This window comes from Streptacidiphilus pinicola (assembly GCF_003258295.1).
In the GTDB taxonomy this organism is placed as follows: domain Bacteria; phylum Actinomycetota; class Actinomycetes; order Streptomycetales; family Streptomycetaceae; genus Streptacidiphilus; species Streptacidiphilus pinicola.
The window spans coordinates 13,113-26,963 of sequence record NZ_QKYN01000054.1; the positions used below are offsets into that span (position 1 = coordinate 13,113).

General features: G+C 72.8%; 10 protein-coding genes. 6 read left to right on the forward strand and 4 right to left on the reverse strand.

The genetic code is table 11. The annotated features are described in order from the left end of the window. Window positions 1-61: 61 nt before the first annotated feature. Entirely contained in the window at window positions 62-2,647 is a 2,586-nt protein-coding gene (locus DN069_RS14125) for a SpoIIE family protein phosphatase (RefSeq protein WP_243639208.1), read from the forward strand. 183 nt (window positions 2,648-2,830) lie between these two features. Next, complete coding sequence (locus tag DN069_RS14130; RefSeq protein ID WP_111501315.1) at window positions 2,831-3,727, forward strand: NAD-dependent protein deacetylase; 897 nt, start codon at window positions 2,831-2,833, stop codon at window positions 3,725-3,727. A gap of 190 nt (window positions 3,728-3,917) precedes the next feature. On the opposite strand, the gene DN069_RS14135 is transcribed toward DN069_RS14130, so the two are convergent. Beyond that, window positions 3,918-4,490, reverse strand: a complete 573-nt coding sequence (locus DN069_RS14135) for a Clp protease N-terminal domain-containing protein (RefSeq protein WP_111501316.1) — start codon at window positions 4,488-4,490, stop codon at window positions 3,918-3,920. Window positions 4,491-4,492: 2 nt separating this feature from the next. Then, complete coding sequence (locus tag DN069_RS14140; RefSeq protein ID WP_111501317.1) at window positions 4,493-4,729, reverse strand: RNA polymerase subunit sigma-70; 237 nt, start codon at window positions 4,727-4,729, stop codon at window positions 4,493-4,495. 209 nt (window positions 4,730-4,938) lie between these two features. Here DN069_RS14140 and DN069_RS14145 point away from each other — a divergent pair, with 209 nt between their 5' ends. The 3 genes from DN069_RS14145 to DN069_RS14155 all read left to right on the forward strand — a co-directional run bounded on the left by DN069_RS14145 (window position 4,939) and on the right by DN069_RS14155 (window position 9,369). Beyond that, window positions 4,939-5,430, forward strand: coding sequence for a hypothetical protein (locus tag DN069_RS14145; protein ID WP_243639209.1), 492 nt, complete (start codon window positions 4,939-4,941; stop codon window positions 5,428-5,430). Window positions 5,431-5,789: 359 nt separating this feature from the next. After that, window positions 5,790-8,489 carry an alkaline phosphatase family protein gene (locus DN069_RS14150; RefSeq protein WP_111501318.1) on the forward strand — a complete coding sequence of 900 codons (2,700 nt, stop codon included), beginning with the start codon at window positions 5,790-5,792 and terminating at the stop codon, window positions 8,487-8,489. A gap of 118 nt (window positions 8,490-8,607) precedes the next feature. Next, entirely contained in the window at window positions 8,608-9,369 is a 762-nt protein-coding gene (locus tag DN069_RS14155; RefSeq protein WP_111501319.1) for a maleylpyruvate isomerase family mycothiol-dependent enzyme, read from the forward strand. Between the two features lie 37 nt (window positions 9,370-9,406). Here the strand turns inward: DN069_RS14155 and DN069_RS14160 are convergent, their stop codons facing one another. After that, window positions 9,407-12,034 (reverse strand): SpoIIE family protein phosphatase, encoded by a 2,628-nt coding sequence (locus DN069_RS14160; RefSeq protein ID WP_111501320.1) that lies wholly within the window; start codon window positions 12,032-12,034, stop codon window positions 9,407-9,409. A gap of 638 nt (window positions 12,035-12,672) precedes the next feature. On the opposite strand from DN069_RS14160, the gene DN069_RS14165 reads away from it, so the two are divergent. Next, complete coding sequence (locus DN069_RS14165) at window positions 12,673-13,452, forward strand: thioesterase II family protein (protein ID WP_165845501.1); 780 nt, start codon at window positions 12,673-12,675, stop codon at window positions 13,450-13,452. Window positions 13,453-13,461: 9 nt separating this feature from the next. Here the strand turns inward: DN069_RS14165 and DN069_RS14170 are convergent, their stop codons facing one another. Beyond that, window positions 13,462-13,818: a cupin domain-containing protein gene (locus tag DN069_RS14170; RefSeq protein ID WP_111501322.1), complete on the reverse strand. Its 357-nt coding sequence runs from the start codon at window positions 13,816-13,818 to the stop codon at window positions 13,462-13,464. Window positions 13,819-13,851 lie beyond the last annotated feature (33 nt).

Here is a 13,851-nt window from a genome sequence, read left to right on the forward strand (position 1 = left end):
CCTGCGGTTTCGCCTTGACACGCTCGGGGGCCGAGCGTACAGAGAAGGGGTGCGCCAGGATGTGCCGAGAGAGCCAGGGGGCACGGCTGAGGCCGGTGGTCACGACAGAGGTGGTCACGACGGAGCGGCCGGGGCCGCTGGTCACGACGGCGCGGTCGGCGGTGGTCGCCGAGGGCCCGGCGCCACAAGCGGGGTCGGCGCGGCCACCGCAGCGGCCGCCGACCGGAACGGCGACGATCTGCTGGCCGAGGCGGCGGAGCGCACCCTGCGCGGGACGGGAGCCTACGGGGCCATGGTCTATCTGCGCTCCCGGGACCGCCGCTCGCTGGTGCTGAGCACCGTCGCCGGGGTGCCCGTCGCCGCGTTGGAGCCGTTCCGGCGGGTCTCGGTGCAGGGCGCACTGCCGGGGTCACTGGCCTACCGGTCGCGGCGCACGGTGCACCTGTCGGGGGCCGACGAGACGATGCGCCGCTTCCCGCAGCTGCTGATGGGCCTGCCGTACGCCTTCGCATCCGCGTACGCCCCGGTCATGGACGGCGAGGAGGTCTACGGCGTGCTGTGCGCGCTGTGGCCGGCCACCGACGCAGGCGTACCGACAGCGGCCCGCCGCTCCCTGCGGCAGACCGCGCGGCGGCTGGGCGCCGAGCTGACCGCGCTGGTGGCCCAGGGCGGCGCGGTGGAGGGCCGGACCGCAGTCGCGGAGCTGCCGTGGTGGGCCGGGCAGGCGGTCCGGCTGGGGCTGTTCGATCTGGACCTGGACACGCGCGCCCTCGACCTCGACGACGAGCTGTGCTCGCTCTTCGGCCTCGCACCGGGAGCCGACGACGGGCGCGCGGCGGCGCTGGCGGCCGCGATCGACCAGGCCGACCTCCCCCGGGTGCGGGCCGCGCTGCGCCGGGCCTACCGGACGGGCCGGTTCCCGCCTCTGCGCCTGCGGATCCTGGACGCCTCTCAACAGCTGCGCTCCGTCCAGGTCTGGGCGCGGGTGCGCGAGGGCGTCACGGACGGGGTGCGCGGTCCGCATCTCGTGGGGGCGGTGCTCGACGTCGGGACGACTGCGGCCGCGGCGCACGCGGTCGAGCGGCTGCGCCAGGGGGTCTTCTCCCTCGACGGCAGCGGCCGGGTCGACTACGCCAACCTGGGCGCCGAACTCCTGTTGGGCGTGCGCCGGGAGGAGCTGATCGGCAAGCCGCTGTGGGAGGCGCTGCCCTGGCTCGCGGATCCCGTCCACGAGGACCGCTACCGGGCGGCGGTGATCTCCCGGCAGCCGACCGCGTTCCTGGCCTGCCGGCCGCCCGACCGCTGGCTGGCCTTCACGCTGCAGCCCGACCCCCAGGGCATGACCGGCACGGTCGTGCCGGGTGCCCACCCCGCGCTGGGCAAGGACACCCGGATCCCGGCCGGCGCCGCTCCGCCGATCGTGCAGACGGCTGCGGGAGCCCGGCCCGGCGCGGGCGCGATCTACCACCTGCTGCAGCTGGCGAGCGCCCTGGCACAGGCGGTGACGGTCCGTGAGGTGTGCGCGGCGGTGGCCGAGCAGATCCTGCCCGCATTCGGCGGCCAGGAGCTGGCCATCTACGTGGTCAAGGACAACCGGCTGCACCTGGCGGACCAGGTGGGCTATCCGGACGGCTTCCTCGACCCCTTCGAGGGCACGCCGATGCGCGCCCGGCTCCCCGGGGTGGAGACGCTGACCAGCGGCGCGCCGATCTTCTTCGCCTCCGTCGACGAGCTCGCCGGCGCCTATCCGGGCATCCCGCTGGACCAGATGTGCGCGTGGGCGTTCCTGCCGCTGATCGCCTCCGGACACCCGGTGGGCAGCTGCATCCTCGGCTTCGACGAACCGCACCCCTTCACGTCCGAGGAGCGCGGGGTGCTGACCGCGCTGGGCGGCCTGGTCGCGCAGGCCCTGGAGCGCGCCCGGCTCTTCGACGCGGAGTTCGCGCTCGCCCGCGGGCTCCAGCAGGCGCTGCTGCCGCACGCCCTGCCGCACCTGGACAACGTACGCATCGCCGCCCGCTATCTGCCGGGCACGCGCGGCATGGAGATCGGCGGCGACTGGTACGACGCGATCGTGACCGAGCACGGACTGTGCCTGGTGATCGGCGACGTCGAGGGCCACAGCGTGGCGGCGGCCGGCGTCATGGGGCAACTGCGCAGCGCGGTCCGCGCGTTCGTCGCCAGCGGGCATCCGCTGGAGCAGGTGCTCGCGCACGTCAACCAGCTGCTGCCGGATCTCGGTTCCGGCCTGCTGGCCAGCTGCTGCCTGCTGGAGCTGGACCCCGCCTCCGGTCGGGCGTACGGGGTGCGGGCGGGACACCTGCCGCCGCTGCTGCGCCACCCCGGCGGCCGCACCGAGGTGCTGGACCTGGGCGGCGGCATGCTGCTGGGCGTCGATCCGAGGGCGGTCTACCCCGCCGAGGAGGTCCTGCTGGAGCCCGGCTCGGTGCTGGCCCTGTACACCGACGGGCTCGTCGAGCACCCGGGCGGGCAGATCGACCACGGCATCGACCGACTGCGCTCGGTGCTCGCGCACGCGGACACCTCCTCCCTGGAGCAGCTCGCGGACCGGCTGCTCTCCGACACGCTGCCGGCGGCAACCCGCGTCGACGACGTCGCGGTGCTGCTCGCGTCGATCGGCCGCTGAGCCGCTTCGAGGCCGCGCCGGCACGGTACGACGCGCACCGCAGGCCGCACGCCGAGCGGAACAGGGTGGTTGCTGCCCGGCGCACCGCCTCCCGCACCCGCTCCCGGGCGTCCCGCCGGAGGGCTGAGGCTGACGCGAGCGGGTTCCGGGCCGTTCGTCCCGCGATCGCCGTACCCTGCAGGCATGCGGATGCGACCGACCCTGAGCTGGACGCCCGCCGGCGCCCCGCTGCCGCCGACGGCGAACGACGTGGAGGCCGTCGCCGACGTAGTGCGCGACGGCGGCGTCCTGGTGCTGAGCGGGGCGGGCCTGTCCACCGAGTCCGGCATCCCCGACTACCGGGGTGAGACGGGCACGCTGCGCCGGCACACGCCCATGACGTTCCAGGACTTCGTCGGCAGCGAGGACGCGCGCCGGCGCTACTGGGCCCGCAGCCACCTGGGCTGGCGCTCGATCACGCGCGCCCACCCCAACCCCGGCCACCACGCGGTGACCGCGCTGGCCCGCCACGGCTACCTCACCGGCGTCGTCACCCAGAACGTCGACGGCCTGCACCACGCCTCGGGGGCTGCCGATCTTGTCGAGACCGTGGAACTGCACGGCAGTCTCGACCGCGTCGTCTGCCTCGCGTGCCGGGAGACCAGCCCCCGCGCCGAGCTCGACCGCCGGCTGCGCCTGGCCAATCCCGACTTCGCCGCCACGGCCACCCGGATCAACCCGGACGGCGACGCCGAACTCCCGGACGAGCTGGTCGGCACGTTCCGCACCGTTCCCTGCACCGCCTGCGGCGAGGGAACGCTCAAGCCGGACGTGGTCTTCTTCGGCGAGAACGTGCCCCGCTCCCGAGTCGAGCAGTGCTACCGCCTCGTCGACGCCTCGGACGCCGTGCTCGTGCTCGGCTCCTCGCTGACGGTGCTCTCGGGCCTGCGCTTCGTGCGCCACGCGGCGAGCGCGGGCAAGCCGGTGCTCATCATCAACCAGGGCGTCACCCGCGGCGACGAACACGCCGCCCACCGCGTGGACCTGCCCCTCGGCCGGGCCCTCACCGACCTGACCGGCCTGCTCGGGCTCCGACGGTGACGAAGACGCCCGGGAACGAGGACGCCCCGGCCGAGCACGACGGCCGGGGCGAGGGGCCCCGCGCACGGGGGTAAGCCGGGGTCCCACTTCGATGGTGGCGGAGACGGGCGGCGGTTCGATACCGCCGCTTGGTGGTCGGTGCACCGTCAACCGTCGGGTTCGAGCCACCCGAACCGGCGCTGAGGTTGCGTCACTTCCCTTCCGCGAGCATGGCACGGATGCGGTCGCGCAGCGCATCGAGGTCGAAGCCGTGGTCGCGGACCAGACGGGCGGCCGCCGTTCCCTCGTCGCGTGTCAGACCCAGCAGCAGATGACCGGGGAGGATCTCGCCGCTCTTCAGGGCGAGTGCCTCGCGCAGGGAGAGTTCCAGGGACTTCTTGGCGTCGGGGGTGAACGGGAGGTGCCCGCGCGGGATGCCGCCGCGGCGGCGCCGGTCGCCAGGACCGGCGGTCGGGCTGAGGGCGCCGACCCCGAAGACGGACTCGACCTTCTCCCGGACGGCGTCGAGGTCGATGCCGATGGTGTCCAGCGCCTCCGCGTCCAGCTCGGGGGAGGTCGCGGCGTGCAGCCGCCGCACCGCCTCCCGGGCGGTCGGAAGGTCCAACCCGCCGTCGGTCAGCAGGCCCGTGGCGGCGTCGCCGGTCAGCCCGAGGACGCCGAGCAGCAGGTGCTCGGTGCCGGTGGTGGAGCAGCGCAGCATCCGCGCCTCCTCCTGGGCGACGACGACGGCGCGCCTGCAGTCGGCGGTGAACCGCTCGAACATGATCAGTCTTCCTTCCTGCGTCCGAAGCGGCTGCCGCCGCCGTGCTTCTTGTGGACGGCCTGGCGGCTCACGCCGAGGCAGTCCGCGATCATCTGCCAGGTCCAGCCCTGTGCGCGGGCGTTGCCGACCTGCAGGTCCTCCAGTCGCTCGGCCAGTTCGCGCAGGGCGCGGACGGCTTTCAGGCCCACCGCGGGGTCGCGGCTGCTCGCGGCGTCCGCAAGCGTCTTGGTCTCGCTCATGTCTGTCAATGTAGGTTGACAGTGGGCGCGTGTCAACCATGGTTGACAGTCGCGGTCCGCCGTCGCCCGGAAGGCTCGTACACGGAGATTCACCCCGCCCGTTCAGGTGACCTCCGGGCCGGGCGCGCACGGCGGGGCCCGCGACCTGCACAAGAGTGGACGGTGGACGGCCCCCACCGGGGCCCCGGTTCGAGCGGAGGATCCGTCAGATGCGTGTTTCTGTTCGCCTCGCAGCAGCTGCACTCTCACTCGCCACCGTCATCGCCCCCTGCGCGGCGCAGGCCGCCGAACGGCCGACGGCCGCACCGCAGCACTCCGCCGCCGCCACGCGCGCGATCGGTGTCGTCCGCGGCGGCAGCCCCGAATCCGCGGTGGACCGGGTGGCCGACTTCTACGGCGCCTACATCGACGCCGTCGCCGACGGCACCGACCACCTCCCGGACCAACTGCGCGCCCACTACCTCACCAAGAACCTGCAACTCGAGCTCGAGACCTGGGAGAAGACGAACCACGCGGACGGCGTGCTGCGCGCCCAGGACGTGCCCCTGCACTGGGAGGTGCGCTACCACGACGCCGGCGCGGGCCACGTCTTCACCACCGTCATGCTGACCTGGGGCAGCGCCAAGCACCCCACGTACACCCGCCTCATGGTCGCGAGCGAACTGCACACCAAGCTGATCTCCGACATCAGGCCGGCCTGACCGACGGGCGAAACTCCGACAAAGCGAACCCGAGCGGAAGTTGACGTACCCGCGCGACCGCGCGACGGGGGCTGGGGTTCATCTGCACACCTGCCCTCCGGATCAACCGTAAGGGCGTCCGCCGGCACACAGGCCCCGGACAGGCAGGTCATGGCCATGCCTCAGTTCGGCGGCCTCGGCGGCCAATTCGCCCACAATCACTGCAAACCACATCAACCCCCCTCCCTCTCCGGGCCGTCCCACACATTCGTATCCGCTCCTCCTGGCGTTCTCGTTCCCTTCGTCTGTCAGGGCGAAATTCCCAGGTGACCGCCGGTTTCGCAGGACGGTGGCCGACACCGCGGACAAGGAGCCAGTTGATGCGGATACGCTCGATGAGCAGGCGCGCGGTGGTGCTCACCTCCACCGCGGTCGCGCTCGCGATGAGTGCCGGGATGACGTTCGCCCAGGGCGACTTCAGCAACGCCACCACGCTCGGCACCAAGAAGGCCGGCCGGCAGGCCGACGGGTCCTACCTGACCCAGACCAACCAGTTCGTCACCCCCGCGGGCGACGTGATCACGGAAGCCGGCCGCCCCTTCGGCCTGGCGCTGCGCCCCGACGGCAGGACGGCCGCCGCCCTCGACAGCGGCGGCGCCAACCCGAGCCTGGTCACGGTCTTCGACCTCGTCCACCACAAGGTGCTGCAGCAGATCGGCAGCGGCGTCATATCCGACGGCGGGATCCTGTACTCCTCCGACGGCAGGTACCTGTGGACGGCCCAGCCCTTCCGCCTGGTGCGGTGGACCGTCGCCGCGAACGGCACGCTCTCCAACGCCGTCAGCGTGCGGCTGCCCGGCGCCCCCGGGGGCCGTCAGGCGGTGCCGGCCGCGCTGGCCTGGGCACCGGACGGATCCCTGCTGGTCACCCTCAGCGCCGACGACACCCTGGCCGAGGTGAACACCCGCACCAACACGGTGTTCCGGCAGATACGCGTCGGCAACGTGCCCAACGGCGTCGTGGTCGTCGGCGGCAAGGCGTACGTGAGCAACCAGGGCGGCCGCCCCGCGCAGGCCGGCGACCGGACCGACGACTCCTACGGCACGGCCGTGGTGACCAACGACGACAACGCCGTGCCGACCACCGGCAGCCTCTCCGAGGTGGACCTCGCCTCGGGCCGCCAGGTGCGGACCTTCGCCGTCGGTCTGCAGCCGAGCGCGGTGCTCGCGGTGGGCACGAACGTGCTCGTCGCCAACACCGGCGACGACAGCGTCACCAGCATCGACACCGTCAAGCAGCAGGTCGGCCGGACGTTCAGCGCCAACCCGGCCCCCGGCGCGCCGTTCGGGGCGCAGCCGAACGGGCTGGCCATGCTGGACGCGACGCACCTGGCGGTCAGCCTGGGCCGGGACAACGCCGTCGCCGTCTACAGCTACGGCGGCGCCTACGGTCAGCCGGGCTTCGAGGGGCTCATCCCCACCGGCTCGTTCCCGACGGGGATCGCGAAGGACGGGCAGCTGAACCGGCTCGTCGTGGCGAGCGAGCAGGGCCTCGGCTCCGTCAGCGCGAACGCGACCGTCCTGGAGGGCTTCGGCACCAAGCCCGCCACCGCGCACTGGGTCTACAACTACGTCGGCACGGTGCAGAGCGTCGCGGTTCCGAGCGCCCGTCAGATGGCGCAGTACACCGCGCAGGTGTTCAAGAACAACCAGTGGAACGGCCTTCAGCAACGCAACCGGACGGGCGACGGCCACGCCGCGCCGGTCGCGGTCCCGCTGCGGGTCGGCGACCCGTCGACGATCAAGCACGTGTTCTTCATCGTCAAGGAGAACCGTACCTACGACCAGGTGCTGGGCGACGTGTCACGCGGCAACGGCGACGCGGCGCTGGCCCAGTTCGGACAGCGCGTCACGCCGAACATCCACGCGCTGGCGAACACCTTCCCGCTGATCGACAACCTGTACTCGGACGGCACCGACTCCGCCGAGGGCCACCACTGGCTGGACCAGGCCTTCGTCAACAACTACCTGCAGCAGATGTACGGGAACTACACCCGCTCCTACCAGACCGGCGACCCGCTCAGCGACGTGAAGAGCGGCTGGATCTGGGACGACGCGCTCTCCCACGGCAAGTGGGTGGTCAACTGGGGCGAGGACATCGACCGTTACACCGACCCGGCGGGCGACTTCACCGCCGGCGGCAGCTGGCCCAAGTGGTACCACGACGCGCTGGTGCTGCAGGGCAAGGCCTCCGGCCCGCTGAACTTCCCGCTGGGCCGCTACACCTCGAAGACGGACATCGGGTCGCTGGCGGGGGTCACCCGGCCGGACTTCCCCAACTTCGACCTCAACATCCCCGACCAGTACCGGGCCGACCTGTTCCAGCAGGACTTCGCGCAGTACGTGAAGAACGGCAACCTGCCCGCCCTCAACATGATGTGGCTGATGAACGACCACACCGAGGGCACCAACCCGGGCGGGATCACGCCCGAGGCGCACGTCGCCGACAACGACCTGGCGGTCGGCCGCGTCGTCGACACCATCTCGCACAGCCCCTACTGGAAGGACTCGGCGATCTTCGTGATCGAGGACGACTCCCAGGACGGCGTGGACCACGTCGACGGCCACCGCAACATCGCCATGGTCATCAGCCCCTACGCCAAGCGCGGCGCGGTCGTCGACGACTACGACAGCCAGCTGAACTTCATGCGCACCATCGAGCAGATCCTCGGCCTGCCGCCGATGAACCAGGAGGACCTGGCGGCGGAACCGATGTACGACGCCTTCACCGACACGCCGGACTTCACGCCGTACTCGTACCTGCCGAGCAACATCCCCCTCACCCAGACCAACCCGCGCCCCGGCCAGTTGGACGACAACCCCGTGGCCAAGGCCTGGGCCGAGTGGTCCGCGAAGCAGGACTACCGGCACGAGGACATGATCAACATGCAGCAGGAGAACCGCGACATCTGGTACTCCACCAACGGCTTCACCACCCCCTACCCGGGCGACTCCACCGTCCTCCTCCCCAACCAGGTCCCCGGCGCCACCACCGCCCCTCCCCACGACACCGACGGCTGAGCGCCGCCGAGCGGGCCGGCGTCGACCTCGTGAACCTCGACAGCCGGCTCGCGGGGTCCGCGCGTTCGTCCGCGAAAATCGGGTGCGGTCTGCTGAGCTGGGATGATAGGTAAGCGATGTGACAGAGAGTCTTGAGTATTCCGCCCTGCTGCAGCTGATCGACGAGCGGTCGGCCGCCTTCCGGAGCGCGGTTGCCGCCGCGCCCAGCCTTGACGTGCCGGTGCCGTCCTGCCCCGAGTGGACGCTGATCGACCTGGTGCAGCACCTGGGCAGGGGCCAGCGCTGGTGGGCCGCGATCGTCGCCGCGGGCCCGGCCGAGGCTCCGCCGGCCAAGGATGCCGCGGAGGCGCCGCGCGCGCTCGACGCGCTGCTGGCCTGGTACGCCGAGTCGAACGAGCTCCTGCTGACCGCGCTTCGCGAGGCCGGCCCGGGGCGCGAGTGCTGGACGTGGTGGGCCGCCGGCGTGTCGCCGGCGAACGCCTGGGGCGTTGCCCGGCGCCGGGTGCACGAGCTGCTGGTGCACACCTACGACGCCCAGCTCGCCGCAGGCGCCGTGGAGCCGATGCCGGCGGACGTCGCGATCGACGGCGTGGCCGAGTTCCTCGACACCTGCAACTCCACCCCGGCGGCCTGGCCGCACGAGGCCGCCACCATCCACTACCACGCCACCGAGGGCCGCTCCTGGCTCCTCACGCTGGACGGCACCGGCGCCTGGCCCGCACCCCTCACGGATGACGCCGCCCCCGCCTCCGCTTCGGCCACCGGCCCTGCCGAGCGGCTGCTCCTCTTCATGTGGGGCCGCCTCACGATGAGCGACGTGAAGATCGAGGGCGACGAGCAGGTGTTCGAGCAGCTGATCGCCTGGGAACCCGAGGAGTAACCAGCTTCTCGGGCGGATCCGTCCGGTGGTGGCCCGGTCACAGGTTGTCGAAGGCGGTGAGGAAGCCGTCGAGGGGTGGGGATGTGGCCGGGGTGAGGGGCTGTTCGGACCAGATGACCTTGCCGGCCGGGGTGTAGCGGGTGCCCCAGCGGTGGGCCAGTTGGGCGACGAGGAAGATGCCGCGGCCGCCCTCGTCGGTCGTGGCGGCCCAGCGGAGGTGGGGGGCGGTGCTGCTGCCGTCGGAGACCTCGCAGACCAGGCTGGTGTCACGGAGCAGGCGGACCCGGACCGGGGGCGCGCCGTAGCGGATCGCGTTGGTGATGAGCTCGCTGAGGATGAGTTCCGTGTTGAAGGAGATCTCCTCCAGCCCCCACTCCGCCAGCTGCTTCACACAGGCGTTGCGTACCGGCCCGACCGCGGCCGGGTCGCTCGGGACGTCCCACTCGGCGACCTGCTCCGGCGGCAGCACGTCGGTGCGCGCGACGAGGAGGACCACGTCGTCGCGGCCCTGGGGGGCGGGGCCGGAGGCGAGGGCGAGGGCGCAGGTCTGTTCCGGGCTGCCCGGCTCTCGGCTCTCGAGTGCGTGCAGCAGACGCTGCAGGCCGTGGTCGATGTCCTCGCCACGCGACTCGACCAGTCCGTCGCTGAAGAGCAGGAGTTGGGAGCCGGGGGCGAGCTCGATCTCGCTGGTGTCGAAGGGGTGGCCGCCGATGCCCAGCGGCGGGGAGACGGCGACCTCCGGATAGTCGACGCTGCCGTCCGGGCGCAGCACCGCGGGGCCCGGGTGGCCGGCCCGGGAGAGGGTGCACACGCCGGAGACCGGGTCGTAGACCGCGTACACGCACGTCGAACCGGCGATGTTCACGTCGGTGGACTCCTCGTCCAGCTGGGAGACGAGTTCGTCCAACCGGCCCAGCACCTCGTCCGGCGGCAGGTCGAGCGCGGCGAAGGTACGCAGCGCGGTGCGCAGCCGGCCCATCGCCACGGCGGCGTTGATGCCGTGGCCGACGACGTCGCCGACGACGAGCGCGGTGCGGAAGCCCGGCAGCGGGATGACGTCGAACCAGTCGCCGCCGACGCCGGCGCTGGCCGGCAGGTAGCGGTGGGCGACCTCGAGCCCGGTGCGCTCGGGAAGGCTGCGCGGCAGCAGGCTGCGTTGCAGGGCGACGGCGGTGCCGTGCTCGCGGGTGTAGCGGCGGGCGTTGTCGATGGAGACGGCGGCGCGGGCGGCGAGGTCACCGGCCAGCATCAGGTCGTCGGCGTCGAAGGGCGGGCTGCCGGGGGCGCGCCGGAACTCGACCAGGCCGAGCAGCCCGCCGCGCATCCGCAGCGGCGCCGTCACCGTGCCGTGGTGGGCGTCCGGCACGGCGGTGCCGGTGGTCGCGGCGCGGGCTTGCGGGCTGCCCGCGGTGAGGGTGACGGCGGCCCCGACGGGAGCGGTGCCGCTGTCCCCGGCGCCCGCCCCCGCACCCGCCTCCGGGCCGGGGGCGGGAGCGAGCGCGGTGCGGCGGAGCAGGCCGGTGGGCGAGGCGAGGTCGCGGGGCGGCTCCTCGCCGCGGGTCACGGACTCGACCAGGTCCACGCTGACCGCGTCCGCGAACCGGCCGAGCGCGACCTCCGCCAGCTCCTCGCAGGTGCGGGTCATGTCCAGGCTGCGGCCGATCCGCATCCCTGCCTCGTAGAGCAGCTGACGGCGCTGCCCGGCGGCCTCGATGCGGCTGGTGAGGTCGTGCAGCTCGGTGGTGTCGCGCAGGGTCACCACGCTGCCGGGGAGGCCGCCGTAGGGCGCGGTGGGCCGCTTGTTCACGGCGAGCAGGCGGTCGCCGGCCCGGTGGATGCCGTCGGTGATCTCCTCCGCCTCCGATGAGGTGAGCAGCGCGGTGGTGGCGGGGTCCAGGCCCAGCGCGGCCACCGGCCGCTGCTCGGCGTTCGAGGGCAGGTCGAGCAGGCGCCGGGCCTCGTCGTTGGCCAGCATCAGGCGTCCGTCGCCGCCGATGATCAGCACTCCCTCGCGCACCGCGTGCAGCACCGCCTCGTGGTGCTCGTACATCCGGGCGAGCTCGGTCGGCCCGAGCCCGCGGGTCTGCCGCTGCAGCCGACGGGACGCGTACGCCGTGCCCGCGGCGGCCAGCAGCACGGCGCAGGCGGCGCCGCCGAGCAGCACCGGCAGGTGCGTGTCGACGAGGGCGTTCACGCGGCCCACGGTGATGTTGACGACGACGGCGCCGAGCGGTTTGTGGGCCGGGCCGAAGACCGGGACGGCGGTGGCGATCGCGTCGAAGCCGGGCTGGGAGTCCTGGAAGGTCACCGTCTGCCCCGCCAGCAGCTTGGGCAGCACGTTCTGCTGCACGTACGGGGGCACCGAGAAGGGTCGGCCGACGAAGGCCGGATCCGGGGAGGTCAGCTGCACGAAAGAGGTGTTGAAGACGACGACCGAGTCCACGCCCGAGGCCTGCCGCACCGCCTCGGCGCGCGGCTCCAGGACCGCGGCGGGGTCGGAGCTCTGCAGGGCCTCGACCAGGCCCGGCGAGGTGGCGAAGGAGGTGGCGACGCCACGGGTGATCCGGCGGGCGTCGCTGGTGGTACTGGAGCGCGCCTGCAGCACCATGGCCGTCACGGCGGCCACGACCAGCAGCAGCACGATCAGCAGCTCGGTGAGGAACATCCGCCCAGCGAGGGTGCGCAGCGAGAAGATCCTGCGCAGGCCATCCGGCTCCCGCTCCGACGACGCACCGTGGTCACGGTGCGTGGAAGCCCGGCGATGGCGTCTCGGCACAAAACATCATTAACCTGCGGCGCTGTAACCGCACAAGTAGCAGATCGTAATCAGTGACCCGCGTCACAGCAGCAGCCAGACGTCGAGCAGCTTGCCGCTGGCGAGGGGCGGTGCCGCGTGCCGGCGCAGTCCGGGCAGGGCTTCACGACAGAGGGCAGGACGGAGTGACGCACGGCCCAGCGGGCCTTGCGGACGGTATGCATGAAGGTGTCGGTTTCTGGCTCGGCAGAAGCGCGCACGGCCGGCTGCGGCCGCGGCTTCCGGGATCTGACGGATGCTCACGAGGGCGCGTGTCCTCGCCTCAGCGCCGAGTGGTCAGGCTTCGAGGTCAATCGCGCGACACGGTGACTGTGAGTACGTGGCAGCCGTTACAGATCCATGCCGCACAGCGTGATCGAGAGCGCTCGGTCCGGCAATCCGTTTATCCCACCAGCCGGTTCACCCGGCAGACGCACGGGTGCGGCATGATCCTCGTGGGTCCCTGGGGCCCGCCCAATCGACCCATCACCGTGAGGACGCACGCTCCGATGCCGACCCCGACCAGTCCCGCCGCGAACCTCTGGCTGCAGACCGTGACGCCCCGGCCGGCGGCGCGGCTGCGGCTGTTCTGCTTCCACCCCGCCGGGGCCGGCCCCAACTTCTACCGCTCCTGGGGCGAGCGACTGCCGCAGGACGTCGAGGTGGTCGCGGTCCACCTCCCGGGACGGGAGGGGCGCTTCCTGGAGCCGCCGCTCAGCGACTACTCGCCCGTGGTGGCGGAGCTGCACGCCGCGCTGCGGACCGCGCTGGACCGCCCGTACGCGCTGTTCGGGCACAGCATGGGCGCGCTGCTCGCGTACGGCGTGGCCGTCGCCGCGGCGCGGCACGGAGATCCGGCGCCCGAGCGGCTGCTGCTGAGCGGGTGCGGCGGGCCGGGGACGGTGCAGACGAAGGGCGGACGGGCCGTCTGGTCCGACGCGGAACTGGTCGCCGACCTGCGCGAGATGGGCGGCACGCCGGAGGAGGTCCTGGCGGAACCGGATCTGCTGAAGCTCATCCTCCCGGTCCTGCGCGCCGACTACGCCCTCTGCGACTCCTTCCACGCCGCCCCACCGGCCGGCCCGCTGCTCGACGTACCGCTCACGGTCCTGGGGGGCGTGGACGACCACTACGGCCCGGCCGACCTGGCCCGCTGGTCCGCCGTCACCTCCGGCCCCACCACCCAGTACGCCTTCCCCGGCGGCCACTTCTTCCTCGCCGCCGAGTCGGCCGACGCGGTACTGGCAACGGTGACCGCCGAGCTCGGCACCGGCCCGCAAGGACACTGAGCCCCCCGGTCAGCGGGCGGCCGCCTCCGCCTCGACCAGCGCGAGCGCGGCGCCCTCGACGACGAGGGCGGTGAGGCCGGAGTCGCTGCCGGACGTGTGGACCTCGCCCGCATCCCAGCGAGCGCCCTCGCCGACGCCGAGCGGCACCCGGACGCCGTCGGGTCCGGCGACCCAGCCGGAGCCGGCGATGACCAGGAACAGCTGGGCGTCGGTGGCCGGGTGGGTGCCGATGGTCCCGCCGGGCGCGACCTTCAGCTGCGTCAGCCGTACCGGGCCCTCGCCGGCCGCGATGCGCGTGGCGAGGAGGCCGGTGCTGCCGTGGTACGGGATGTCCCGTTCGTCGCGGTCGAACTGGAAGATCTGCAAAAGAGTGCCCTCCGGGCAGTGCGGACGGTCCCG

Bases quoted from the DNA above. Each gene is read 5' to 3' on its own strand.
- DN069_RS14130 (WP_111501315.1), top strand. From the start codon at position 2,831: ATGCGGATGCGACCGACCCTGAGCTGGACGCCCGCCGGCGCCCCGCTG.
- DN069_RS14135 (WP_111501316.1), bottom strand. From the start codon at position 4,490: ATGTTCGAGCGGTTCACCGCCGACTGCAGGCGCGCCGTCGTCGTCGCC.
- DN069_RS14140 (WP_111501317.1), bottom strand. From the start codon at position 4,729: ATGAGCGAGACCAAGACGCTTGCGGACGCCGCGAGCAGCCGCGACCCC.
- DN069_RS14145 (WP_243639209.1), top strand. From the start codon at position 4,939: ATGCGTGTTTCTGTTCGCCTCGCAGCAGCTGCACTCTCACTCGCCACC.
- DN069_RS14150 (WP_111501318.1), top strand. From the start codon at position 5,790: ATGCGGATACGCTCGATGAGCAGGCGCGCGGTGGTGCTCACCTCCACC.
- DN069_RS14160 (WP_111501320.1), bottom strand. From the start codon at position 12,034: ATGTTCCTCACCGAGCTGCTGATCGTGCTGCTGCTGGTCGTGGCCGCC.
- DN069_RS14165 (WP_165845501.1), top strand. From the start codon at position 12,673: ATGCCGACCCCGACCAGTCCCGCCGCGAACCTCTGGCTGCAGACCGTG.